This window comes from Oceanobacillus senegalensis (genome assembly GCF_900176885.1).
Classification (GTDB): Bacteria; Bacillota; Bacilli; order Bacillales; family Amphibacillaceae; genus Oceanobacillus; species Oceanobacillus senegalensis.
The window spans coordinates 1,267,115-1,291,319 of sequence record NZ_LT839648.1 but is presented as its reverse complement, the minus strand read 5'-3'; the positions used below and the strand labels follow the sequence as shown (position 1 = coordinate 1,291,319).

At 35.7% G+C, this 24,205-nt stretch carries 21 protein-coding genes; 6 read left to right on the top strand and 15 right to left on the bottom strand.

Going from position 1 to position 24,205, the window contains the following annotated elements; all coding sequences use genetic code 11:
• Nucleotides 1–91: 91 nt before the first annotated feature.
• On the bottom strand, nucleotides 92–1,267 hold the full coding sequence (locus CAO17_RS06150) for an endonuclease Q family protein (protein WP_245831769.1): 1,176 nt from the start codon (nucleotides 1,265–1,267) through the stop codon (nucleotides 92–94).
• 4 nt (nucleotides 1,268–1,271) lie between these two features.
• A complete protein-coding gene (locus tag CAO17_RS06145) occupies nucleotides 1,272–1,817 on the bottom strand; it encodes an NUDIX hydrolase (protein ID WP_085991971.1) in 546 nt (181 codons plus the stop codon).
• A gap of 254 nt (nucleotides 1,818–2,071) precedes the next feature.
• Between CAO17_RS06145 and CAO17_RS06140 the strand changes: the two genes are divergently transcribed.
• Entirely contained in the window at nucleotides 2,072–2,992 is a 921-nt protein-coding gene (locus CAO17_RS06140; protein WP_085994414.1) for an aldo/keto reductase, read from the top strand.
• Nucleotides 2,993–3,154: 162 nt separating this feature from the next.
• On the opposite strand, the gene CAO17_RS06135 is transcribed toward CAO17_RS06140, so the two are convergent.
• Nucleotides 3,155–3,481, bottom strand: a complete 327-nt coding sequence (locus CAO17_RS06135; RefSeq protein ID WP_085991970.1) for an iron-sulfur cluster biosynthesis family protein — start codon at nucleotides 3,479–3,481, stop codon at nucleotides 3,155–3,157.
• A 204-nt stretch (nucleotides 3,482–3,685) separates the two neighbouring features.
• Here CAO17_RS06135 and CAO17_RS06130 point away from each other — a divergent pair, with 204 nt between their 5' ends.
• Genes CAO17_RS06130 through CAO17_RS06115 form a run of 4 tightly spaced genes read left to right on the top strand, consistent with a single transcriptional unit; the run spans nucleotide 3,686 to nucleotide 7,781 of the window.
• On the top strand, nucleotides 3,686–4,435 hold the full coding sequence (locus tag CAO17_RS06130) for a glycerophosphodiester phosphodiesterase (protein ID WP_342744190.1): 750 nt from the start codon (nucleotides 3,686–3,688) through the stop codon (nucleotides 4,433–4,435).
• Complete coding sequence (gene namA / locus CAO17_RS06125; protein WP_085991968.1) at nucleotides 4,432–5,454, top strand: NADPH dehydrogenase NamA; 1,023 nt, start codon at nucleotides 4,432–4,434, stop codon at nucleotides 5,452–5,454. Before CAO17_RS06130 ends, namA begins: the two co-directional genes overlap by 4 nt.
• An 18-nt stretch (nucleotides 5,455–5,472) precedes the next feature.
• On the top strand, nucleotides 5,473–6,396 hold the full coding sequence (gene rnz, locus CAO17_RS06120; RefSeq protein WP_085991967.1) for a ribonuclease Z: 924 nt from the start codon (nucleotides 5,473–5,475) through the stop codon (nucleotides 6,394–6,396).
• Nucleotides 6,397–6,410: 14 nt separating this feature from the next.
• The gene (locus tag CAO17_RS06115; protein ID WP_085991966.1) at nucleotides 6,411–7,781 is read left to right on the top strand and encodes an aldehyde dehydrogenase; all 1,371 of its coding nucleotides are present in this window, start codon (nucleotides 6,411–6,413) and stop codon (nucleotides 7,779–7,781) included.
• A 226-nt stretch (nucleotides 7,782–8,007) separates the two neighbouring features.
• On the opposite strand, the gene CAO17_RS06110 is transcribed toward CAO17_RS06115, so the two are convergent.
• The 5 genes from CAO17_RS06110 to CAO17_RS06090 all read right to left on the bottom strand — a co-directional run bounded on the left by CAO17_RS06110 (nucleotide 8,008) and on the right by CAO17_RS06090 (nucleotide 14,981).
• The gene (locus CAO17_RS06110; protein ID WP_085991965.1) at nucleotides 8,008–9,255 is read right to left on the bottom strand and encodes a DNA polymerase IV; all 1,248 of its coding nucleotides are present in this window, start codon (nucleotides 9,253–9,255) and stop codon (nucleotides 8,008–8,010) included.
• Between the two features lie 204 nt (nucleotides 9,256–9,459).
• Nucleotides 9,460–10,587, bottom strand: a complete 1,128-nt coding sequence (locus CAO17_RS06105) for a M20/M25/M40 family metallo-hydrolase (protein WP_085991964.1) — start codon at nucleotides 10,585–10,587, stop codon at nucleotides 9,460–9,462.
• A 358-nt stretch (nucleotides 10,588–10,945) separates the two neighbouring features.
• Complete coding sequence (locus tag CAO17_RS06100; RefSeq protein WP_085991963.1) at nucleotides 10,946–12,493, bottom strand: acyl-CoA carboxylase subunit beta; 1,548 nt, start codon at nucleotides 12,491–12,493, stop codon at nucleotides 10,946–10,948.
• On the bottom strand, nucleotides 12,493–13,320 hold the full coding sequence (gene mce / locus CAO17_RS06095) for a methylmalonyl-CoA epimerase (protein WP_085991962.1): 828 nt from the start codon (nucleotides 13,318–13,320) through the stop codon (nucleotides 12,493–12,495). The genes CAO17_RS06100 and mce overlap by 1 nt, the downstream gene beginning before the upstream one ends.
• 14 nt (nucleotides 13,321–13,334) lie before the next feature.
• Nucleotides 13,335–14,981, bottom strand: coding sequence for an acyl-CoA mutase large subunit family protein (locus tag CAO17_RS06090; protein ID WP_085991961.1), 1,647 nt, complete (start codon nucleotides 14,979–14,981; stop codon nucleotides 13,335–13,337).
• A 220-nt stretch (nucleotides 14,982–15,201) separates the two neighbouring features.
• Here CAO17_RS06090 and prli42 point away from each other — a divergent pair, with 220 nt between their 5' ends.
• The gene (prli42, locus tag CAO17_RS06085; protein WP_085991960.1) at nucleotides 15,202–15,342 is read left to right on the top strand and encodes a stressosome-associated protein Prli42; all 141 of its coding nucleotides are present in this window, start codon (nucleotides 15,202–15,204) and stop codon (nucleotides 15,340–15,342) included.
• A gap of 124 nt (nucleotides 15,343–15,466) precedes the next feature.
• Here prli42 and CAO17_RS06080 read toward each other — a convergent pair whose 3' ends face one another.
• The 7 genes from CAO17_RS06080 to CAO17_RS06050 form a co-directional block, all read right to left on the bottom strand.
• Nucleotides 15,467–15,898, bottom strand: coding sequence for a BrxA/BrxB family bacilliredoxin (locus CAO17_RS06080; protein ID WP_085991959.1), 432 nt, complete (start codon nucleotides 15,896–15,898; stop codon nucleotides 15,467–15,469).
• A gap of 107 nt (nucleotides 15,899–16,005) precedes the next feature.
• The gene (locus tag CAO17_RS06075; RefSeq protein ID WP_085991958.1) at nucleotides 16,006–17,253 is read right to left on the bottom strand and encodes a dihydrolipoamide acetyltransferase family protein; all 1,248 of its coding nucleotides are present in this window, start codon (nucleotides 17,251–17,253) and stop codon (nucleotides 16,006–16,008) included.
• A gap of 18 nt (nucleotides 17,254–17,271) precedes the next feature.
• Complete coding sequence (locus CAO17_RS06070; protein ID WP_085991957.1) at nucleotides 17,272–18,255, bottom strand: alpha-ketoacid dehydrogenase subunit beta; 984 nt, start codon at nucleotides 18,253–18,255, stop codon at nucleotides 17,272–17,274.
• A gap of 19 nt (nucleotides 18,256–18,274) precedes the next feature.
• Nucleotides 18,275–19,261 (bottom strand): thiamine pyrophosphate-dependent dehydrogenase E1 component subunit alpha, encoded by a 987-nt coding sequence (locus tag CAO17_RS06065; RefSeq protein ID WP_085991956.1) that lies wholly within the window; start codon nucleotides 19,259–19,261, stop codon nucleotides 18,275–18,277.
• Between the two features lie 44 nt (nucleotides 19,262–19,305).
• The gene (gene lpdA, locus CAO17_RS06060) at nucleotides 19,306–20,727 is read right to left on the bottom strand and encodes a dihydrolipoyl dehydrogenase (RefSeq protein WP_085991955.1); all 1,422 of its coding nucleotides are present in this window, start codon (nucleotides 20,725–20,727) and stop codon (nucleotides 19,306–19,308) included.
• Nucleotides 20,728–20,789: 62 nt separating this feature from the next.
• Nucleotides 20,790–21,887 carry a Glu/Leu/Phe/Val family dehydrogenase gene (locus CAO17_RS06055; protein ID WP_085991954.1) on the bottom strand — a complete coding sequence of 366 codons (1,098 nt, stop codon included), beginning with the start codon at nucleotides 21,885–21,887 and terminating at the stop codon, nucleotides 20,790–20,792.
• A gap of 162 nt (nucleotides 21,888–22,049) precedes the next feature.
• Complete coding sequence (locus tag CAO17_RS06050; protein ID WP_085991953.1) at nucleotides 22,050–24,098, bottom strand: sigma 54-interacting transcriptional regulator; 2,049 nt, start codon at nucleotides 24,096–24,098, stop codon at nucleotides 22,050–22,052.
• Between the last annotated feature and the right edge of the window lie 107 nt (nucleotides 24,099–24,205).

Here is a 24,205-nt window from a genome sequence, read left to right as displayed (position 1 = left end):
AAGAATTCCGTATGAAAATACCTAATTCTATATTTTTTCTTGTTAAAAATTATAAATTTAATAGACGATACAAGTAGATGTTTTTACTTAGCTACTTTTTTGATTTGGTTGAGACGGAGCCATATTTACCGCCACCACCTGCTTCTACTTCAAGTTCTCCCTTTCTCATTGCAATTATAGATTTCGCCAGTTTTTCAGGAATCACCTCTATTAACTCTTCTAATGAAACGTGGTGAATAACATTCATTTCCGTCTGAAATCGGTCTAATAATTTTTGAAATGTTTTTGGCCCCAGTGATGGGAGATATTCAAGAGGAACTTGATACATATATGGCGGCCTAAATCGTTTTGACTCTTTCCTATTTGATAACTCCAGTATTCGGTCGGACACACCTTTAATGATTTTAGTTGAACCACACTTCGGGCATTTTTCACTCTTTGGACTAAGTGGGGTTAAACAATGATTACAAACTGTAGTATGGTATTTACCTAGTCTTGGATTCATTCCAAAGTTTCTTTTTATTTCTCTTCCTTTTACACAATGAAGTGCCCAGTAAAATTCCTCAAAGGATGGATGATCTATTTTAATTTCTTGGTATTCACGACCAATTTTGGCTAAGGAATGGGCATCAGAATTTGTTACAAAAGTATAATGATGTAGTTCCTCTATTTGATCAGCCATTTCCGTATCAGAACTTAACCCTAACTCGATAGCATCGATTAAATCAGGATCAAATACCTCTTCAAGTGATCTATAAACACCTTTTCCATATAAGCTTTTAAATGGTGTAAAAACATGAGCAGGAATAAAAATACCGTCTAATTCTTTGACTTTATATTGTAGCTCCTTTGCAGTACCATAATATCTTTGCGAGCTTAAAGTAATATTTTTCATTTTTGTTGTTAACCATTCAGAAAAATACTCAATATATTCTATTTTAGGGAAATAACAAAGGACGTGAATTGGTCCCTTACAATTTTCATCATAGATTTCAATTTCAGAGCCTAATAACAAGGTGACCTCTTCAAAACGTATACCGCCATCTGCAAGCTCATGCGCCTTATTTCTTAAGATTAATTCTTTTATTTCTTGTTGTACTGCTGGGGCATGACAGTCAATCACTCCAATTAAATTAATTCCTTTATTTCTACTTGATTCTTTCAATATATTGGTTAATGTGAGACTTTTCGCCCCGGTTATCTTAACTGGTTTGTTGTACATATCCCTTCCAATATGAATATGCATATCTGCAAAATAAGAATTCAAATTATTACCTTCCCTCTAGTGCATGTAAATAAAGAACGGCATAAGCTGTTTTTGCATCATGTATGCGTTCTTCTTCTACATATTGTTTCGCTTCATCTAAAGTTAATTCGATAATTTCAACAAATTCATCCTCATCACCAGATTTCGGGTTTTCTACTTTTCTTAAGTCATCCGTGATATAAATATGTAAGAGCTCATCTGCAAAACCAGGTGAAGAATAGAATGATGTTACAAATGATAAACTATTTGCCGTGTACCCCGTTTCCTCTTCTAGTTCACGTAAAGCTGCCGCTAATGGATTTTCACCTGGATCAAGTTTCCCTGCTGGAATTTCAATGATAGATTTTTCTAATGGTTTCCGATATTGTTCAACAAAAACAATTTTACGTTCAGGGGTAAGAGCAATAACTGCTACCGCACCAGGATGTTTAATAATTTCACGTTTGGACGTTTTTCCATCTGGCAGCTTTACTTCATCAACTTGAAGCTGAACAATCTTTCCATTATAGATTCTTTCCGATTTTATTGTTTTCTCCTCAAATTTCTTCATTATATTTCTCCTTTAAAAGCTAGTTAATTATTGAAATGTATCACTTGATATATTTCGTTCTTACCACCAGAGAATCCTAGTAGGCGATAGAACATTGAAAACTCCACTCAACGAAGTTTCACTTTAATTTTACCATAAACGAAAAACTCATTCAGTCAAGCATGATTGTGAATAAATATGAATCATTTCATTTTTCTCACACTAGTGTATGTATTAAGATGAAGGTAATGAATATGTATAATTGGAGTGATACCATGAAAATAAATCAGTTAGGAAAGTCAAATATACAAATTTCTAATCTTACCTTAGGGTGTATGTCACTTGGTACGAATAAAAAGCAGGCTAAAAACATTATAGATTGTGCATTACACTATGGTATTAACCACTTAGATACCGCAGATTTATATGATTTTGGATTAAATGAAGAAATAATTGGTGAAATCATTCAGGATAAGCGTAGCGATTTAATTCTTACAACCAAAGTAGGAAATCATTTTAATAAAGGAACAAAAGATTGGTATTGGGACCCATCCAAAGCATATATTTTAAATGAAGTGAAAGAAAGCTTGCAAAGATTAAAGACAGATTACATTGATTTTTACATGTTGCATGGGGGCACATTGAGTGACCCTATTCCAGAAACGATAGAAGCATTTGAACAGTTAAAGAAAGAAGGTATTATTCGCTCGTATGGAATTTCCTCCATTCGTCCCAACGTTATTCGCGAATATGTTGAAAAGTCGAGTATTGATGGAGTCATGATGCAATATAGTATGCTAGACCGTCGTCCGGAAGAAGAAATTTTAGATCTGCTACAGGACCATAATATTAGTGTTCTAGCTAGAGGACCATTAGCAAAAGGGATGTTAAGTCAACAATCGTATAAACTAATTCAGGAAAAAGGACAAAATGGATATTTAGGTTATTCATTAGATGAACTGGAAGAAATTTCAAAACGCATTTCAACACTCTCTGAACAACATCATTCCATGAACGAACTTGCATTAAAATATGTGTTACATCACCCTGCAGTAACAAGTGCCGTATTTGGAGCCAGCTCAACGAATCAAGTTACAGAGAATGTAAACATTAATCCACAAGAAAGTCTACCTGAAAATATATATCAAAGTATCAAAAACATAACCAAACCAATCAAATATACGAATCATAGATAAAACGATAATCAATGTGGCAAGTGCAAAAAAATATAGCAAGGATGTGTAGCCAGTCGATATAAGATATAAAATGGATGGAATTGGAATAACGTCTAATATTTTATACGTTCTTTTTATGTTGAAAAAAAGGATCATACGACATTATCGTATCATCCTTTCTTTTCAAGTAACCGAACAAACACTTTGAGCAGGGATAAACGGATTTAGAACTTCCTCTGGACTAGTTAGTCTAAAATTACCGTTTCTAACATCCAATTTTAATTCTTTATTAAAGAAAACCTGTTGCTGTTCATGAATTAACGTAGGATATGACTCATTGACGACGTCTATATGTGATTCCAATTTTTTATCGGTGAAACGAATTGTTGGCACTCCATTAACCCCACATCCACAATCATCTACGTCATACCATAGTAACAAGTATGTTTTATTATCTATATTTAATTCCTGGAGTTTTTCTATTCCTTCAGGAGTTATCATTAATTTCATTTAATTACACCACCTTCATATATAGTGTATCATGTAAGTGAAGGTTTCCAAAAGAATGAATTATGCTTTTTACTCAAGGGAAAGCGATACTCGTATAAAACCCTTTATAGTAGTCTAGGGGCTGTAATACCCCCCACTGATGGAAGATTCACTTTATATATGTTGGGTCAATACAACAACATAAAAATAGCCTAAACCATAGAGGTGATACTATTGCCAACGACTGTTTTTGCCCATAGAGGTGCTAGTAAATATGCACCTGAAAATACACTACCGGCGTTTGAATTAGCATATGAAATGGGTGCAGAAGGTATTGAAACGGATGTCCAATTAACGAAGGACAATATTCCAATACTTATTCATGACGAAAATATAAAGAGAACAACCAATGGAATTGGGTATGTTAAGAACTTTACATTCGCTGAATTACAAACACTTGATGCCGGAAGTTGGTTTTCCAAGAAATACGCACAAACAAAAATACTTTCCCTCGAACGATTTTTACAATGGGCCAAAAATAAGTCATTATATTTAAACATTGAACTAAAAAATAATAGAATAGATTATAATGGACTTGAAACTATCGTATATGACCTCGTAAAAGACTATCAATTACTAGATAGAACAACACTTTCTACTTTTAACCGAGAAAGTGTGAAACGAATGAAACTTCTGAGCAAAACAATAGGAGTGGCTTTCTTAACCTCAAAAAGAAATAAAAATTTAGTTAATGATGCAAAAATACTAGGGGCAAATGCAATACATATCAAGTATCGATTATTAAATAGATATCTCGTAGATAAGGCTCATCAAGAAAATATGGACATAAGAGTTTATACGGTAAACAGGTTCCCATCCATGTATCGTTGTTTTAAATTAAATTGCGATGGCATTTTTACAGATGTTCCAGATAAAGCGATTCACCTAAAAAAAGAACAAGGAGGATTACCATGAAAAAATTATTTTCACCTATGGAAATTGGAAACGTCAGACTAAAAAATAGAATTGTTATGTCACCAATGTGTATGTATTCTTCTATGAATGAGGATGGAATGATTACTCCTTTTCATATGACACACTATACTTCAAGAGCAGTTGGTCAAGTTGGATTGATTATGACTGAAGCTACAGCTGTTCAGCCTGAAGGACGTATTTCCGTCCATGATTTAGGAATTTGGTCTGATGATCATATTGAAGGTTTAAAACAGTTAAATGAACAAATTCATTCATATGGAAGTAAAACAGGAATTCAGCTTGCACATGCTGGAAGAAAAGCAGTTTTAGACCCTTCTACAGATATTTATGCTCCGTCAGCCATTTCATTTAACGAAAAACATAAAACGCCTAAAGAAATGACAATAAATGATATAGAGCAAACCATTCATGCCTTTAGACAGGGAGCAAGAAGGGCAAAGGAAGCGAATTTTGATATTATCGAGATTCACGGGGCACATGGTTATCTTATTAGTGAATTCCTCTCACCTCTAGCCAATAAACGGATAGACGATTATGGTGGAGAAAGAGAGAATCGTTTCCGAATTTTACAAGAAATTGTTGAAGCAATTAAAATCGAATGGAATGGGCCGCTATTTGTGAGACTCTCCACAAATGAATATAATGAAAACGGGAACACATTAGAAGACATTTTATACTTTACTGATCAATTAAAAGCACTAGGTGTTGATTTAATTGATTGTAGCTCTGGTGGTGTAGTTCCAGCACGTATACATACCTTTCCTGGGTACCAAGTACAACGTTGTGAATCTATTAAGCATCATACTAAGATTGCTACCGGAGCTGTTGGTCTTATTACTTCACCAAAGCATGCAGAAGAAATATTAGAAAATAACCGCGCCGATTTAATATTCCTCGGGAGAGAGTTACTTCGGAATCCATATTGGGCGAAAAATGCTGCTATGGAGTTAAATGAGACCATACAAGCTCCAAAACAATATGAACGTGGATGGAATTAATGTTGGAGGATCTAAATTATGGAATTACTTTTTCTTGGTACTGGTGCAGGTGTTCCATCTAAGGAGCGTAACGTAACTAGTATTGCCTTATCATTGCTACAAGAAATAAATAGTATTTGGTTATTCGATTGTGGTGAAGCAACTCAGCATCAAATTTTACATACATCGATTAAACCTAGAAAGATAAATAAAATCTTTATCACCCATTTACATGGGGATCATATTTTTGGGCTACCTGGTTTTCTTAGTAGTCGTTCATTTCAAGGGGGAGACGATGAACTAACTGTCTATGGTCCTAGTGGAATTAAGGAATTTATTGAAACTACTCTCCGGATAAGCTCATCCCATCTAACCTATCCTATCTCCTTTGTGGAAATTTCGGAAGGGAAAATTCTCGAGGATGACTATGTGGAAGTATATGCTAAAAAACTTGATCATGGAATCCCTTCCTTTGGATATCGAATTGTAGAAAAGAATAAACCTGGGGAATTATTAGTCAATAAATTAAAAGAAATCGGTATCCAACCAGGACCGATTTATAAGGAAATTAAAGAAAATCCTATCGTAGAAATTGATGGGAAATCTATCCACCGAGATAACTTTATTGGTCCTGATAAAAAAGGGAGAATCATTAGCATACTTGGGGATACACGGTATGTAGAAGAACATATTTCTTTTATTAAGGATTCTAATATCCTTGTTCATGAAGCTACATTTGAAAATGAAAAAGAAAATCTAGCCAAAGAGTATTTTCATTCAACTACTACACAAGCTGCAAGTTTAGCTTTAAAAGGTAATGTAAAAAATCTTGTCCTAACACATATCTCATCACGTTACCAGCAGAATAATCATGAAAAATTACTTTGTGAGGCTAAAGAAATATTCCCTAACACCGTGTTAGCTAATGATTTTACAAAGATAATTATCAGTCAACAACAATAGAGGAGAAAACTGCTATGGAAACGACAGAAAAACTAGTATCTGATGCTCGTACTTACTTTTTAAACGGAAATACAGTTTCTTATGATTATAGAAAAAAACAATTAGAAACGTTAAAAAAGATGTTAAAAACACATGAACCACAAATTTATCGGGCATTAAAAAAGGATTTAAATAAATCAAAATCTGAGGTATTTACAACAGAATTAGGTTTTCTATATTCAGAAATTGATTACGCGCTTAAAAATCTTCGGTACTGGATGGAGCCTGATAAAGTAACTACGCCCATAACACATAAAGGAGCAAAAAGCTATATTCTACGAGAGCCTTACGGGGTATCATTAGTAATTTCACCATGGAATTACCCTCTTCAGCTGGCACTCGCCCCTATAATTGGTGCCATATCCGCTGGTAACTGTGTTGTTTTAAAGCCATCTGAACATGCTAAGGAAACATCATCTCTAATAAAAGAGATGGTTGAAAGTTACTTTGATCCTTCATTTTTTACAGTAGTGCAAGGCAACAAAGAAATAACTACCGAACTATTAAAACAGCCATTTGATAAAATATTTTTTACAGGGAATTCCACTGTAGGGAAAATAGTAATGAAAGCCGCTAGTGAACACTTAACACCAGTAACATTAGAATTAGGTGGTAAGAGCCCGGCTATTGTTGATCAAGATGCAAATATTAACTTAGCTGCTAAACGGATGGTTTGGGGGAAGTTTACAAATGCAGGGCAAACCTGTGTTGCACCAGATTATGTTTATGTACATGAAAAAGTTAAATTTAAGTTTTTAAAAGCAGTCAAAAAATATATTCGAACATTTTATAGTAAAGATCCATTAAAAAATAACGATTATACTCGAATTATTAATGAAAAACATTTTGATCGTATATCCAGTTTTTTAACGAATGGTACGATTCTTCATGGCGGCAGAACCAATAGGGAGACACTAATGATTGAACCTACGATACTAGATAGGATTACCTGGGATGATCCAATTATGAAGGAAGAAATCTTCGGGCCCATTTTACCAGTTTTAAATTTTGCAGACTTAGAAGAAGCGTTAAATAAAATAAAAACACAAGACAAACCTTTAGCCCTATATTATTTTGGTGAAGATAGTCAAGTACAGCAACAAGTAATAAGTTATGTACCATTTGGGGGCGGTACTATCAATGATACATTATCCCATTTAGCCAACCCACATCTCCCATTTGGGGGCGTTGGTTCCAGTGGTATGGGAAGCTATCATGGGAAATATAGCTTTGATACGTTTTCCCATGAAAAAAGTATCTTAAAACAAACAACCAAATTTGATTTACCTTTCAGATACCCTGGTGGTAAAATTACAGAATCAATCGTAAAGAAAGTAATAAAATAGAGGCTAAAAAAGGTAAGATTTCTCTTATCATGAAATCTTACCTTTTATCATACAGACCTATTGCATTTTTGACTTCGTATTGGAAGGAATGTGACATCATACCAGACTTCCTCTCCCGGTAAAGCGTATTGTATTTTAAGTAGCAGTGAGAACGTACCATTCAACAAATGAAACGAATGCACACTCTATCCATTTTGCAACTATACTTTAGTAATAATTTAATATATTAATTTCTATAGTCATCCAAAAAATCTTTTTGAAAACTAGTACTTGGGTTCATCTCTCTCCTATCCTGCGTTTGTAACTCCTTAAACGGATTTTTTCCGTATTTCTCTGTAAGGTTATCTATTGTCTGATATAATCTCTCTTTTCCAACTTGTTTTTCATACGTAAATAAATCCAATTGTTCACCAATATTTTGTTTATTTTCCACATCTTGAATCGTAATTCCTATTAATCGTATAGGCTCTAAATTCCAATGTTGTTCCAGTAATTCCTTTGCAATAAAAAGTATATCAGCTTTATCCTCGATGTAATGTTGTAGCTTTTTACTTCTTGTTATCGTTTTTCTGTCATGATAACGAATCATTAACTGAATACTCTTCCCTGCAACATTTTTTCGCTTCATTCTTTGTTCAATGTTATCTGCCAAAAAGTCCATTAACTTATGAATCTCACCTAAATTAGTTGTATCCTCCGTCAAGGTCTGAGAATTACCTATACTTTTAAAGTCATAAATAGCATCTGGATCAACAGGTCGGGAATCAATTCCATTTGCTCTATTTTTCAAACGTTCTCCATTAATTCCGAATAATTGTTTTAAACGATACGTATCTTCCTTAGCTAAATCACCAATGGTTTTGATCCCCATCTTTTTTAATTTATTGGCTGTTTTTTCTCCAACACCATACATTTCTTCTACAGGAAGTGGCCAGAGTATCTTATCTAGCTCGCGTTTTCTTAGTACAGTGATGCCTAATGGCTTCTTCATATCAGATGCCATCTTAGCTAAGAATTTATTTGGTGCAATGCCGATACTGCATGGTAAATCCAATTCTTTTAAAGTTTTTTGTTGTAAATCTTCTGCTAATTTGATGGGATTTTTAGATTTTACTTCAGTAACATCCATATAGCCTTCATCAATAGAAACTGGTTGAACATATGGAGTGATTTCCGATAATATTTTAAATAATTGTTTGGAAGCTGCACGATAACGAGTAAAATTGGGTTTCATTATAATGATGTTTGGACACAGCTTTTTAGCCTGCCAAACATTCATCGTTGTCTTTATACCTTTTGCTCTAGCCTCGTAACTACTCGTAACAACAACTCCTCTTCGTTCCTCCGGATTTCCTGCAATAGCTAAGGGCTTCCCTTTTAATTTCGGGTTATACGCCATTTCAACGGAAGCGTAAAAGCAATTCATATCAATATGAAAGATAACTCTCCTTTTTTTCTGCTTTGGTAAAGACATATAACCACCCTAACTAGTATGATTTCATTTCTTTAATTATAGCATATCTAACACTGTCCAAGTGGAAACACGAAAGAAAAGAGTAATGGGGGTGTTTATAAATAGAGATGTATTTTCCCCATAATGGGGTGAGAGTATTACTGTTAACTTGCATAAAAAAAGAAGTACCCCAATTCATTTAGATTGGAAATACTTCTTTCGCAACTAGTTTTTTGCCACTTCATTGATGATAGAAATGACTAATTCCGTTATTTTTACCAAATCATCTACAGCAATTCGTTCATTTGTTGTATGAATTTCTTCATACCCTACCGCCAGATTAACTGTTGGGATTCCTAATCCAGCAATGATGTTAGCATCGCTGCCTCCACCACTTTTTAATAGCTTACTTTCTCTTCCGATAGACTTAGCCGCATTTCTTGCAATTTCAACTACTTCATCGCCTTCTTTTTGACTAAATCCTGGATACATTACTTTAATTTCGACTTCCGCTTCTCCACCATATTCTTCAGCTGTTTGTATAAAAGCTTCCTTCATTTTAGTAACTTGCGCTTCCATTTTGCTTGGAACTAAAGATCTGGCTTCTGCTAGGATTTCAACATGGTCCACTACAATATTTGTTTGCTTTCCACCTTCAAACCTTCCAATATTTGCAGTTGTATCTTCATCAATTCTTCCAAGTGGCATCTTAGAGATCGCCTTAGCGGCTAATGTAATAGCCGATACGCCTTTCTCAGGTTCAAGTCCAGCATGTGCAGTTTTTCCTTTAATGATTGCATGAATTTTAGCTTGAGTCGGAGCAGCTACAATAATATCTCCAACCTCTCCATTACTATCAAGAGCATAACCGTACTTAGCCTGTAATAAAGATTTATCTAATGCTTTAGCACCGACTAATCCAGATTCCTCACCTACAGTAATAATAAACTGAATATCTCCATGCTGAATGTTATTCTCTTTTATTACATGTAAAGATTCTAATATGGCAGCTAATCCTGCTTTATCATCTGCACCAAGGATAGTTGTACCATCCGAAGTAATGTAACCATTATTAATCGAAGGACGAATATTATTTCCGGGTACAACGGTATCCATATGCGACGTAAAGTAGATTGGATCTATTCCTTCTTTATCCCCTTTTAACGTACAAATTAAGTTCCCGGCACCGTGCCCTGTTTTTTCTTTACTGTCATCTTCAACAACATCTACACCTAAGTCAGTAAATTTTTTCTTTAATACCTCAGCAATTTTAGCTTCATGCTTCGTTTCAGAATCAACTTGAACTAATTCAAAAAATTCTTCAATCAATCGTCCTTTATTCACTGTTGTCATGTTCAAAACCTCCCAATGAATAGGTTACTACATTTTTTGGAAGTTATGAAAGAAAAAGTACCCGAGAATAACAGATTTAATAAAGTGAATCTTCAATCAGTGAGAGGTCTTTCATCCCCCACAGAAACAAAGGAACAAAAGCTAAAGTCGCAACGGACCTACGTCCTGTAGCTCAAAGCAATCGGGCTTTTAGGGCAGTTTATACCACAAGGGTATGACACAATGTCCTTCACCTAAATTGATTCGTTTTTCCTTCATTTTTGAGGTGGGGTATCCCTTAACCTGCGATAAAAATTCTACTTTTCTATTATTTAAGGTACTTTATTCTTTTAATCACCGGTCACTTCCGCTTCTCTTTTTACAATGGGATATTTCCGTGTTTTTTATTTGGTCGTTCTTCTTGTTTATTGCTAAGCATTTCTAGAGCTTGAATGAGTTTCATTCTGGTTTCTCTTGGATCTATGACATCGTCGACCATTCCTAAACCGGCTGCAACATACGGATTAGCAAATTTTTCACGGTATGTATCAATTTTCTCCTGTCTTAGCTTTTCCGGCTCATCACTTTCAGCTATTTCTTTTGCGAAAATGATATTTGCCGCACCTTCGGGACCCATAACAGCTATCTCAGCATTTGGCCAAGCATACACGATATCTGCACCAATAGACTTACTGTTAAGTGCTACATAGGCTCCACCAAAAGCTTTACGGGTAATCACCGTAATTTTAGGAACAGTTGCCTCTGAATATGCATATAAAATCTTAGCACCGTGACGAATAATACCGCCGTGCTCCTGTTTGACTCCAGGGAAGAAACCAGTAACATCTTCAAATGTAATCAGTGGTATATTAAAAGCATCGCAGAAACGAATAAAGCGAGAAGCCTTATCACTAGAATCTATATCTAATCCACCTGCCATATATTTAGGCTGATTACAGACAAGTCCAACTGTCTCCCCTTTAATGCGCGCAAACCCCACAACAACATTTTTTGCAAAATCCTGTTGAACTTCAAAAAAGCTATCTAAATCAACTACTTGGTCAATTACTTTTTTAACATCATATGGTCGAACAGCATGGAAAGGGACAACATCCGTTAAATCCGGTCTTAACTCATCACTTGTTTCATTTTCTTTTCGTTCGGAACGTTCTTTATAATTGGCTGGTAAATAGTCTATTAACTTTTTGACTAAATCTAATGCTTCCTCCTCTGAAGCTGATTTAAAATGAGCATTTCCGCTTTTTGAATTGTGAATAGAAGCACCACCAAGGTCTTCCGATGAAATCTTTTCACCTGTAACTGTTTCAATTACTTTTGGTCCGGTTATAAACATTTGCGAAGTTTTCTCAACCATAATCACAAAATCTGTTATGGCTGGTGAATACACTGCACCACCAGCACTCGGTCCCATGATAACTGAAATTTGAGGAATAACTCCTGAATAAATGGAGTTTCGATAAAATACTTGTCCATATCCATCAAGGGAAGAAACCCCTTCTTGAATTCTCGCCCCGCCTGAATCATTTAATCCTATAAATGGGAAACCATTTTTAGCTGCTAAATCCATCACAGCTGCTATCTTTTTACCATGCATTTCACCTAATGCCCCACCATATACCGTAAAGTCTTGAGCAAATAAATATATAGGCTTTCCATTTATTTTTCCATAACCAGTAACAACACCTTCTCCTTTTGCAGAATTGCTATTCATGCCAAAATCGGAAGCGCGTGTTTCGATAAAAGGATTTAATTCTACAAAGGAACCTTCATCTAATAGGTAGTCAATTCTTTCTCTAGCTGTCATTTTTCCTTTTGCGTGTTGTTTTTCTATCCTTTCATCTCCACCACCAAGTTCTACTTGCCTTCGTTTATCATAAAGTTCATTAATTTTGTCAAAAATATCCATTATGCTTCACCACCTTTAGGATACTGACACAACTCAAATAAAACCTTACCAGTAGCATTTGGATGTATGAATGATACTTGGCTATTATGAGCACCAAGTTTAGCTTCCTCATTAATTAATGGCACACCAATATCTTTTAATTGTTGAAGTCTTGCTTGAATGTCATCCACTTCTAGTGCAATATGATGTATACCTTCTCCCTTTTTGTCAATAAACTTCCTTATTGGTGATTCTTCTGTTAGCGGTTCCAATAATTCAAATCGTGTATCGCCAATTTTAATAAATGCTACTTTTACACCTTCTGACTCAACCTCCTCCACTCCTTCAAGCTGAAGTCCTAATGAATCGGTGTAAAAAGACATCCCTTGGTCAATGCTATTTACTGCAATTCCAATATGAGCAATTTTCTTTGGTGGTGGTACTTGCTCAGTTTGTGGATCAATTAATTCCTGAATATAATTTGCTAGAACTTCTGTGGAAGATCCACTTGTAAAAACCCTCTTTACCCCTTTTTCTAATAAGAAAGGGATATCTTCACTGGGGATTACGCCACCACCAACAACTGGGATATCACCAGCTCCACGCTTTTCAAGTTCTTCTATTACTTTTGGAAATAAAGTCTTATGTGCACCTGATAAGGAAGATAAACCTACTACATCAACATCTTCCTGGATAGCTGCTTGTGCAATTTGCAACGGTGATTGACGTAGCCCAGTATAAATTACTTCCATTCCATGGTCCCTTAATGCTTGAGATATAACCAAAGCTCCTCGATCATGCCCATCAAGGCCTGGCTTAGCAACTAATACACGAATTTTCTTCCCCATTTTCAAATTCCCCCTTATACTCCTGAGTATTCTCCAAATTCTTCACGAAGTACATTGCAAATTTCACCGACAGATGCATATGCTCTAACTGCTTCTAAAATAGCTGGAATAAGGTTAGCTTTTTCATCCTTTGCCTTTTCTTTAAGGACATTCAGTGTTTTCTCCACTAGTTTGTTGTTACGTTTTTCTCGTACAATCTTTAATGACTCTACCTGTTCTTTTTCTAATGCTTCATCTACTCTTAATAAATCCGGTTCTACCTCTTCCTCTAAATCAAATTTATTCAACCCAACAATGATTTCGTCTTTTGATTCTACATTCTTTTGAAACTCATAAGCATTTTGATGGATTTCCCTCTGCATATAGCCTTCCTCAACAGCTTGTACTGCACCACCCATTTCTTGAATTCGATCCAAGTAATCATTTACTCTATTTTCTATCTCGTCCGTTAATGATTCTACATAATAAGACCCTGCTAGTGGATCTACCGTATCAGCTACACCACTTTCATGTGCAATAATTTGTTGTGTTCTTAATGCAATCCTTGCCGAATCCTCAGTTGGTAATGATAATGCTTCATCGCGTGAATTGGTGTGCAGACTTTGTGTCCCACCTAGGACTGCTGACAATGCTTGTATTGTTACTCGAACAATATTATTATCCGGCTGTTGGGCTGTTAGTGTAGATCCACCCGTCTGTGTATGAAAACGAAGCTTCCAACTTTTCGGATTTTTTGCATGATAATGTTCGCGCATGATCTTTGCCCAAATTCTTCTAGCTGCACGGAATTTTGCAACTTCTTCCAAAAAGTTATTATGTGCATTGAAGAAAAATGCAAGACGCGGAGCAAAGTCATCCACCTTCAATCCTGACTCGATTGCTGCATCCACATATGCCATTCCATTAGCGATAGTAAATGCAACTTCTTGAACAGCATTAGATCCCGCCTCACGAATGTGATAACCAGAAATGCTAATTGTATTAAATTTCGGCACATATTCATTACAAAACTCAAAAATATTTGTAATAAGTCTCATAGACGGTTTTGGAGGGAAAATATATGTACCTCTAGCGATATATTCTTTTAATATATCATTTTGTATCGTACCAGTAATTTTCTCAAAAGGTACTCCCTGTTTTTCACCAACAGCTAAGTACATACAAAGCAATACGGATGCTGGTGCATTAATAGTCATAGATGTGCTAACTTTGTCCAATGGAATTCCTTCTAGTAATTGTTCCATATCATCTAATGTATCAATAGCTACACCAACCTTACCTACTTCACCGTCAGACATCGAATCATCTGAATCGTAGCCTATCTGTGTTGGTAAATCAAACGCGACAGACAAACCTGTTTGCCCTTGCTCCAGTAGATAACGAAAACGCTTATTTGTTTCTTTTGCAGAGCCAAACCCTGCATACTGCCTCATCGTCCAAAATCGACTACGATACATAGTCGGCTGTATTCCACGTGTATATGGATATTCTCCTGGATAACCTAATTCTGCTGCAGTACTTGAATCCTTTGGTTCATATAACCTGTTTACTTCGATATTCGATGAAGTAGTAAAAGTTTCCTTCCTTTCAGGAAAGCGCTTTATTGTTTTCGAAACCGATTTCTCCCATTTTTCTTTGGCGTTGTCTTTTTGAATACTCATTTACAAATACCCCCATTCAATCAGAATTTCAATTGTAAATATATATTCTATTTTCAATCATTTTACCATAACTGTCTATTATAATGTGAGGTTTCTAAAATATACTGCAATAATAATTCGTTATTATGCTATTTTATACGGTTATAGAATGCGAATTTAACTTGTCCAATAGCCCGATTCACGTTAAAATATAATTAGACAATAAAAAGGAGGATTTATCTTGGCAACAAAAGCAAATCACTCAGCACCAAGAAGAAAATCTAAGCGTGAAAAAAAACAAAAACTAGCTGTTTATATTATGATCATAGCAATGCTGTTGTCTTCTATCACTGCTGGTTTAGCTTACTTTATAAATCTTTAAGACTGAGCATATGTTGTCTCAGTCTTTTTATCTTTTTAAAGAAATAATAAATTTTGATTACTCAGCAATCATCGTGCTAAAAAAGAGGCTGTTCTATTTATTAGAAGCAGCCTCAATATAATTATTATATTTCTTCACAGTGCTCATCGAAAACTTGTTGGAGCTTATTTGTAACTTCCATTGGACTATGCCCCTCAATATCATGGCGCTCTACCATCGTTACAATTTTCCCGTCTTTTAATAGAGCAAATGAAGGTGATGATGGTGGATATCCTTCAAAGTATTCACGTGCACGCTCTGTTGCTTCAGGATCCTGTCCTGCAAAGACTGTAACCAATTGCTCTGGTCGTTTATCATAATGAATAGCATTTGCCGCAGCAGGTCGTGCAACTCCTCCAGCACAGCCACAAGTCGAATTAATCATGACCAAAGTTGTTCCCTTTTTACTTAGTGACGCATCGACCTCTTCTGGCGTTTTTAATTCTGTATAACCGGCTTCTGTTATATCTTTACGTGCTGCATCGACAACATCATTCATGAATAGATTGAAATCCATATATATCCTACCTTTCCATAATAAAGTGTTTTCATATCATTAAGAGTACCAACTTTACTATTCAATTTCAATTAATAATGTCTGTAAAGTGGGGATACATGATTATTTTAATAAATTTGAATCGTTTCTTCATTCATACTTTCTAGTAATTCCTTCAGATAGGATAAAAACTTGCCACATATAAGCCCATCTAAAACACGGTGATCTAAAGATAAGCATAGATTTACCATATTCCTTGCTGCGAACATATCATCTATAATGACCGGACGTTTTACAATAGACTCCACCTGTAAAATAGCCGCTTGCGGATGGTTGATAATCCCCATAGACTGTACAGATCCAAACGTTCCGGTATTATTTACTGTAAACGTCCCACCTTCCATATCTTCGCCTTTTAACCTCTTATCTCTCGCCTTTAGAGCCAGCTCATGTATTTCTCTGGCAATCCCTTTAATATTTTTTTCATCGGCATGCTTAATAACTGGTACAAATAATTCTTCATTAGATGCAACAGCAATAGAAAGATTAACAGCTTTCTTTTGTATAATATTATCCTGTTGCCATGTACTGTTTAATTGTGGGAACTTTTTAAGTGCTTGTGCTACTGCCTTCACAAAAAAAGCAAAATACGTTAAATTATATCCTTCTTCTTGCTTAAATTCATTTTTAACTTTATTTCTATATGCAACTAAATCAGTGACATCTACCTCTACCGTCATCCATGCATGAGGGATTTCTTGTTTGGATTGTACCATATTTTGCGCAATTGCTTTACGAACTCCTGTAACTGATATTTCTTTATCTCCCGAAGATGTTGTAGTATGTTGTAACTTATTCTGTGGGGGAATTACAATTTTTTGAGGGTTCTCCTCCGATACTCGTTCCTTCTCTTCTGTTTTTCCTCCAGAGGCTATTATTTTCTCAATATCTTTTCTTGTTATTCTCCCTCCTCGACCGGACCCCATAACATCATTTAAATTAATATGATGTTCCTGAGCTAGCCTCATAACAGCAGGGGAGTACCTTTTTTTCATAGAATCATTTTCTTGTGTAGAATTTTCTTTCACTTTAGGGGCGTCATTGAATTCTAAAGCAGGTTTAGAGTTGTCTACTTCATCGGTTTCAATGGTACACATTAGCTCTCCAACTGATATAGTATCCCCTTCCGCTGCATTTATTTCTGTAATCATTCCCGTATAAGAGGAGGGAACCTCTGCATTCACTTTATCTGTTAAAACTTCCGCAATGGGGTCATATTTATTTACTTTGTCTCCTACATTCACAAGCCATGAACTTATCGTACCTTCTGTTACACTTTCACCTAATTGTGGCATTGTTATTTTTGCAATTGACATCTATTTTAATCCCTCCCTCTAAAACTCTGCTAATTCACGCATTGCTTTTTCACACTTTTCTGGGTTAACCATAAAGAATTTCTCCATCGTTGGTGCATAAGGCATGGCTGGAACATCTGGTCCCGCTAAACGTTTAATCGGAGCATCTAAATCAAACAAACAATTTTCAGCAATAATAGCAGAAACCTCTCCAATGATACTTCCTTCTAAATTATCCTCTGTAATTAATAACACCTTTCCTGTTTTACTTGCCGCTTCAATGATCGCTTCTTTGTCTAGCGGATAAATCGTTTGTAAATCGAGTATATGCGTATCAATTCCTTCATCAGCTAATTTCTCTGCAGCTTGAAGGGCAAAATGAACACACAGCCCATAGGTAATAACAGTAATATCTGAACCACTTCGTTTCACATCCGCTTTTCCTATTGGTAACGTATAATCATCGTCCGGCACTTCTTCCTTTAATAAACGATAGGCACGTTTATGTTCAAAGAATAGAACAGGGTCATTGTCACGAATGGCTGATTTAAGCAAACCTTTTACATCATATGGACTAGATGGCATAACAATCTTTAATCCGGGTTGATTCGCAAATATAGCCTCAACGGATTGGGAATGATATAGTGCTCCGTGAACTCCTCCACCGTATGGAGCCCTGATAGTAAGTGGTACATTCCAGTCATTGTTAGAACGATACCGAATTTTTGCTGCTTCTGAAATAATTTGATTGACAGCCGGCATAATAAAATCTGCAAATTGCATTTCTGCGACCGGACGCATACCATACATCGCAGCACCTATACCCACACCTGCAATAGCAGATTCGCTTAAAGGCGTATCCAATACACGATATTCTCCAAATTCATCATATAATCCGTCTGTTGCTCGAAAAACACCTCCCTTTTTCCCAACATCTTCTCCGAGAATAAAAACCTTTTCATCCCGGAGCATTTCCTCTCTCAATGCCTCTGTTATAGCTTGAATATAGGAAATTACTGGCATCTTTTCCCCTCCCTGTTCTTCATTCTTCGTATACGAATCTCATCGCCTGTTCCGGACTAGCATATGGCTTACTCTCCGCATAGTCCGTTGCCTCATTAACGATAACATTAATTTCCTTCGTGATTTTTTCTTCAAGTTCTTCTGAAAGTACATTTGTATCTATCAAATAATTTCTATAGGTAATAATAGCATCCTGTTTTCTAGCTTCATCAATTTCTGTCTTCTCTCGGTATTTATCATCATCATCACTGGAATGGGCAGTTAGTCGATAGGAAACAGCCTCAACTAGTGTTCCGCCTTCTCCACGAAGAGCTCTTTCCCTTGCTTGAGAGACAGCTTCATACACATCTAAAGGATCATTTCCGTCTACTGTTACTCCCTTCATCCCATAACTTTCCGCACGGACTGACACATTCTTACTTGCTACTTGCTTATCCATCGGAACAGAAATGGCGTATTGATTATTTTCAACCATCGTGATGACAGGTAGTTTATGAACACCCGCAAAATTTAATCCCTCATGGAAATCACCTTGGTTTGATGAACCTTCACCTAATGTTACAAACGAGACCAAATCCCTGTTTTCCATTTTAGCAGCTAAAGCAATACCGACTGCATGAGGTACTTGAGTTGTAACCGGGGAGGAACCAGTCAAAATTCGATTCTTCTTTTGTCCGAAATGTCCTGGCATTTGTCGTCCCCCTGAATTAGGGTCTTCCGCTTTTGCAAAAGCAGATAGCATTAATTCCTTAGCAGTCATTCCAAAGGATAATACAACTCCTAAATCCCGATAATACGGTGCAACATAATCTAAGTCCCTGTTTAAAGCATAGCTAGCTCCAACTTGAGCAGCTTCTTGCCCTTGACAGGATATAACAAATGGTATTTTACCAGAACGATTCAGTAGCCACATTCTCTCATCTATTTTCCTAGCAAGTAACATCGTTTTATAAATGTCTAAGACAAAATCATCTGTTAACCCCATTTTCTTATGACGATTTACCATTTTGAACCCTCCCTTTTCATTCTATAACTCAAGGAGATTATTTTTTATCCATGTATTTGTAAGCCATCAACAGCTAATGCTCCTTCTCTGAGGATTTCTGATAGTGTTGGATGGGGGTGAATAGTTTGGCCAATTTCCCAAGCAGTAGCATCTAAAAATTGAGCTAACCCTGCTTCTGAAATCATATCAGTAACTTGCGGGCCAACCATGTGAATACCAAGAATATCATCTGTTTTTTTATCGGAAATAACTTTAACAAAGCCTTCTGTTTCTCCATAAACAAGTGCTTTACCGATTGCGGCAAAAGGGAATTTTCCTATTTTATAATCATACCCCTTTTTTTTAGCCTGTTCTTCCGTTATTCCAACACTTGCTGCTTCTGGACTTGAATAAATACAAGAAGGTACATGATTATACTCGATGGGTATTGGATTTTGATTAGCCATATGTTCCACTGCTACGATACCTTCATGAGAAGCAACATGGGCTAATTGCATTCCACCGATAACATCACCAATGGCATAAATATGAGATTCTTTTGTTTGATAAAATTCATTCGTTGCAATAACGCCATTTTCAACACGAATCTCGGTATTTTCTAGTCCTATATTCTCGGTATTTGCTTCTCGACCAACAGATATTAACATTTTTTCCGCTGAAAACATCTCCTGGTTACCACTTATTTCTGCATGAACAATTACATCATTGTCTTTTTTTACTGTATCAGGAATAACTTTAGCATTTTTTATAAAAGTAACTCCTTTGTTTGTTAATTGCTTTTCGACTTCTTTAGCTATTTCTTCATCTTCTGTCGGTAATATCCGACTTGCATATTCTAGGACGGTTACCTTTACTTCCAAATCTGTTAACATCGAAGCCCATTCCACTCCAATTACACCAGCACCAATGATTAGAATAGACCCCGGAAGTTCTTCCAATTGTAATGCATCATCTGAATTTAATATTTTAACACCATCTGTATTTAATCCTGATAGTGTGGAAGGTCTAGAACCTGTGGCTATTAGTACGAATTTAGGAACAATCATCGTATTTTCATCACCATTATCGTATTCTACAGAAATCGTACCAGGTAATGGGGAAAAAATACTTGGTCCTAATATACGACCAAAACCATGATAGACATCAATTTTACCTTTCTTTATTAAGCCTTCTACACCTTGATGGAGTTTATCCATAATAGAATTCTTCCTATCTTGAATCTTAGAAAAGTTTATCTCAGGAGAACCTATTTCTATACCAAATTCATTTGAATTTTTAGTTTGCTGATAAACCTCTGCACTTCGGAGTAATGCTTTTGAAGGAATACAACCACGATGTAAGCAGGTTCCGCCCAATTTATCCTTCTCAACCATAGCAACCTTCAAGCCTAACTGAGATGCTCTTAAAGCAGCAACATAGCCACCAGTTCCACCACCAAGAATGACAACATCGTACTCATCAGCCATTTCATTCACTCCCTTATAGACAACACTAACTAATCCATTTCTGATTCACTACGAAAAAGAGATTAAGGTCTTCTGCTTAATATATTTTGGTCATTTCTTATAAATTGGTTTCTCGATTTGCGTACAGATTCAATGCGATGTTCTGCCATACGATCTGCCGCCAAATAAGTTGGTATATTTTTATCTTTCGAGATTTTATATATTTTTTTCAAATTATCATAAATAATCTCAACCTTTTTCATTACTCGATCACGATTATAACCATGTAATTCATCAGCTACATTGATTACGCCAGCTGCATTAATAATATAGTCTGGTGCATACACAATCCCTTTTTCATGTAGAATTTCCCCATGCCTATCTTCTTTCAGCTGATTATTTGCTGATCCTGCTATAACCTTTGCTCTAATACGATTGATGGTATCATCATTGACAATTCCCCCTAAAGCACAAGGTGCATATATATCACACTCGGCATCATAAATCTCTTCTGGTTTAACAGCCTTTGCTTCAAAATTATTAACCGCCCTCTTTACAGCCTCATCATTTATATCTGTAACAATTAATTTAGCGCCTTCCTTATAGAGATGTTCACATAATGCATAGGCAACATTTCCAACCCCTTGAACTGCTACAACTTTCCCCTCCAAGGAGTCACTTCCAAACGCTTCATTAGCAGATGCTTTCATCCCCATATAAACTCCATAGGCAGTAACAGGAGCTGGATTTCCAGATGAACCAAATGCAGGAGAGACACCAGTTACAAAATCCGTCTCCAAATGAACTATATCCATATCGTCCACAGCTGTACCTACATCCTCTGCTGTAATGTACCTTCCATTAAGACTTTGTATATAACGTCCAAACGCACGAAATAATTCTGGATTTTTATCTTTCTTTGGATCACCTATTATTACAGTTTTTCCACCTCCAAGATCCAACCCTGCCGCTGCATTTTTATACGTCATTCCCTTGGCAAGTCGTAACGCATCTATGACAGCTTCTTCCTCTGTTTTATATGTCCACATTCTTGTTCCACCTAAAGCTGGACCTAATGTTGTATCATGAATAGCAATAATTGCTTTTAATCCAGAGTTCTTATCTTGACAAAATACAAGTTGTTCGTAATCATGTTCTTCCATATTTTCAAAAATCCCCATTTTCATGCCCCCTATAGTATTTTAGTTACTAGGATTTAATTTTTTCTCTTCAAGTTTATTTTAGCAAAAACCATGCCATTTAACCGATATTGAAAGCGCTTCATTTCGTTATATTATAACCCATGCACAATATTGCAATCCTGCATTTTTTTGCATGCATTATTATTCTAGATTATATTTTTCTAGTTTATAATACAAGTTTCTTATCGATATATTCAACGATCTTGCTGTTTTTGTTTTATTAAAATTATTTTTTTTATAATGTTTGGAAATATACTCTTTTTCAAATTGCTGCAATGCTTGTCGTAATGAAGGCTGTTGGAGTTCTTCCTGTGTCACATAATCCTTTTTAGGTGTACTAACCTCTAAATCAGGAATATGTTCTTTTCTTAGGATTTCTTCACTCATATCAATATAAATCATTGCACGTCCAATGACATTTTCCAATTCTCGAACATTTCCTGGCCAATCATATTGTTTCAGCTTGTTTAACGCCTCTTCATCAATGACCTGTACGTTCCTACCATAGTCTTGATTGATTTTCTGAATAATAAAATAAACAAGGTCCTTTAAATCGGATATTCTATCTTTTAGAGAAGGAATGTATATAGGTAATCTTGTTAATCGATAATACAAATCTTCACGAAAGGTTTTATTCGTAATTGCTTTTTCTAGATTAATATTTGTTGCAGCAATCACACGGACATCAATGATTATTGGCTTTGTACCACCTACACGTACAATTTCCTTTTCTTGTAACACCCTTAATAATTTAGCTTGCATATTTAACGATAGTTCGCCTATTTCATCTAAAAATATACTTCCATGATTAGCTTCTTCAAATAATCCCTTTTTCCCACCACTTCTTGCTCCCGAGAACGCTCCCTCCTCATAACCGAATAATTCACTTTCTAATAAAGACTCTGCAATAGCAGCACAATTGACACGTATAAATTTTCCACTTTTCCTATTACTTTCATTATGAATCGCGTGTGCAAATAACTCCTTACCGGTACCGGAGTCTCCTCTTAGTAAAACAGTTGCAGGAGTCTTTGCTCCAACCCTTGCTTGTTCAAGTGCCAATTTCATTTCTGATGAATTTCCTATGATATCATCAAAGGTATACCTAGCTTCTAGATTTCGGATGATCTGTCGCGCACGCTTTAGTTCGCTTGTTAGGGATTTTATTTCAGTTACATCATGAAGTACTCCCACACTTCCTTTTAGAATGCCTTTCACTATAATTGGTGCAACATTAACAACGACATCCTTCTTTTTTGGGCCTACTTTCATTCGTACACCCCGTACTGTTTTCTTTGTTTTCAGTACTTTCATGTGCATACTTTCTCCCTCAGAGATATCCGTAGTTGCCGGTTTACCAATAACATCCTTTTCTGTTAAACCAGTAATACGCGTATAAGCTGGATTAATCATTAATCCATTTCCATCCTGATCAACAACACTAATAGCTTCATTGGATGATTTAATAATTGCTTCAAGCATTGTTTTAATTTCAGTTAAATCGGTATTTTCTTCTGCTAATTTAATGACTTCTGTTATATCTTTAAATACGGCAAACGCTCCGATTAATTCTTTTTCTGCATTAATAACAGGAATTCTAGTAGTGATGATCTGTTTCCCATTTTCAAGTAGGAATTTTTGGTTGACTTCTTTCTTTTTTGATTTTAAAACTTCTACTAATCTGGAGTGTCGAATAATATCATCAATTGACTTTCCTATAAATTTATCCCTAGCATATCCTATAATTTCTTCAGCGCTATTATTGACAAACTGCACTTTCCCTTTATAATCCACAATGATCATACCATCACGAATATGGGTTAATATTAATTCTTGATTTTTGCTTTGCTGCTTAATTTTCTCCAATAATATTTCTTTTTCATTAAATAATTCAGAGATTATGTAAGCAACAGAACCCGGAATAACAACTGTTTCACGTAAACTCTTCTCCATCAGCTCCCTAAGGACATTTTCATCTCCAGTTGCTTCGACTATAATATCAATATCCTTATTAATCCAATTTTCCCAAGAAGTATCGGTTGGTATACGATGTTTTTTGGCCAATTGAAATCCTTTAGCATCTTTATCGTTGTCAATCATCGCTACTACATTCATTCGTTTTGTGTTGTGTAATAAAGTAAAAAGCGCACTTCCTCCTTTTCCCGCCCCAACGATAAGAATTCGTTTCATCCAACCCCCCCTTGCAAACTCTTGCATAGTTTTATCATATGTTATCTCATTCAATTTGGCAAAGCTATTATTTCTATTTTCATTATATTTTTGATATAATTGTAGAC

Bases quoted from the DNA above. Each gene is read 5' to 3' on its own strand.
- CAO17_RS06075 (WP_085991958.1), bottom strand. From the start codon at position 17,253: ATGTCAATTGCAAAAATAACAATGCCACAATTAGGTGAAAGTGTAACA.
- CAO17_RS06140 (WP_085994414.1), top strand. From the start codon at position 2,072: ATGAAAATAAATCAGTTAGGAAAGTCAAATATACAAATTTCTAATCTT.
- CAO17_RS06080 (WP_085991959.1), bottom strand. From the start codon at position 15,898: ATGGATTTCAATCTATTCATGAATGATGTTGTCGATGCAGCACGTAAA.
- rnz (WP_085991967.1), top strand. From the start codon at position 5,473: ATGGAATTACTTTTTCTTGGTACTGGTGCAGGTGTTCCATCTAAGGAG.
- CAO17_RS06065 (WP_085991956.1), bottom strand. From the start codon at position 19,261: ATGGTAAATCGTCATAAGAAAATGGGGTTAACAGATGATTTTGTCTTA.
- CAO17_RS06145 (WP_085991971.1), bottom strand. From the start codon at position 1,817: ATGAAGAAATTTGAGGAGAAAACAATAAAATCGGAAAGAATCTATAAT.
- namA (WP_085991968.1), top strand. From the start codon at position 4,432: ATGAAAAAATTATTTTCACCTATGGAAATTGGAAACGTCAGACTAAAA.
- CAO17_RS06115 (WP_085991966.1), top strand. From the start codon at position 6,411: ATGGAAACGACAGAAAAACTAGTATCTGATGCTCGTACTTACTTTTTA.
- CAO17_RS06050 (WP_085991953.1), bottom strand. From the start codon at position 24,098: ATGAAACGAATTCTTATCGTTGGGGCGGGAAAAGGAGGAAGTGCGCTT.
- CAO17_RS06100 (WP_085991963.1), bottom strand. From the start codon at position 12,493: ATGGATATTTTTGACAAAATTAATGAACTTTATGATAAACGAAGGCAA.
- CAO17_RS06105 (WP_085991964.1), bottom strand. From the start codon at position 10,587: ATGACAACAGTGAATAAAGGACGATTGATTGAAGAATTTTTTGAATTA.
- lpdA (WP_085991955.1), bottom strand. From the start codon at position 20,727: ATGGCTGATGAGTACGATGTTGTCATTCTTGGTGGTGGAACTGGTGGC.
- CAO17_RS06135 (WP_085991970.1), bottom strand. From the start codon at position 3,481: ATGAAATTAATGATAACTCCTGAAGGAATAGAAAAACTCCAGGAATTA.
- CAO17_RS06090 (WP_085991961.1), bottom strand. From the start codon at position 14,981: ATGAGTATTCAAAAAGACAACGCCAAAGAAAAATGGGAGAAATCGGTT.
- CAO17_RS06070 (WP_085991957.1), bottom strand. From the start codon at position 18,255: ATGCCAGTAATTTCCTATATTCAAGCTATAACAGAGGCATTGAGAGAG.
- mce (WP_085991962.1), bottom strand. From the start codon at position 13,320: ATGGGGAAGAAAATTCGTGTATTAGTTGCTAAGCCAGGCCTTGATGGG.
- CAO17_RS06055 (WP_085991954.1), bottom strand. From the start codon at position 21,887: ATGGGGATTTTTGAAAATATGGAAGAACATGATTACGAACAACTTGTA.
- CAO17_RS06110 (WP_085991965.1), bottom strand. From the start codon at position 9,255: ATGTCTTTACCAAAGCAGAAAAAAAGGAGAGTTATCTTTCATATTGAT.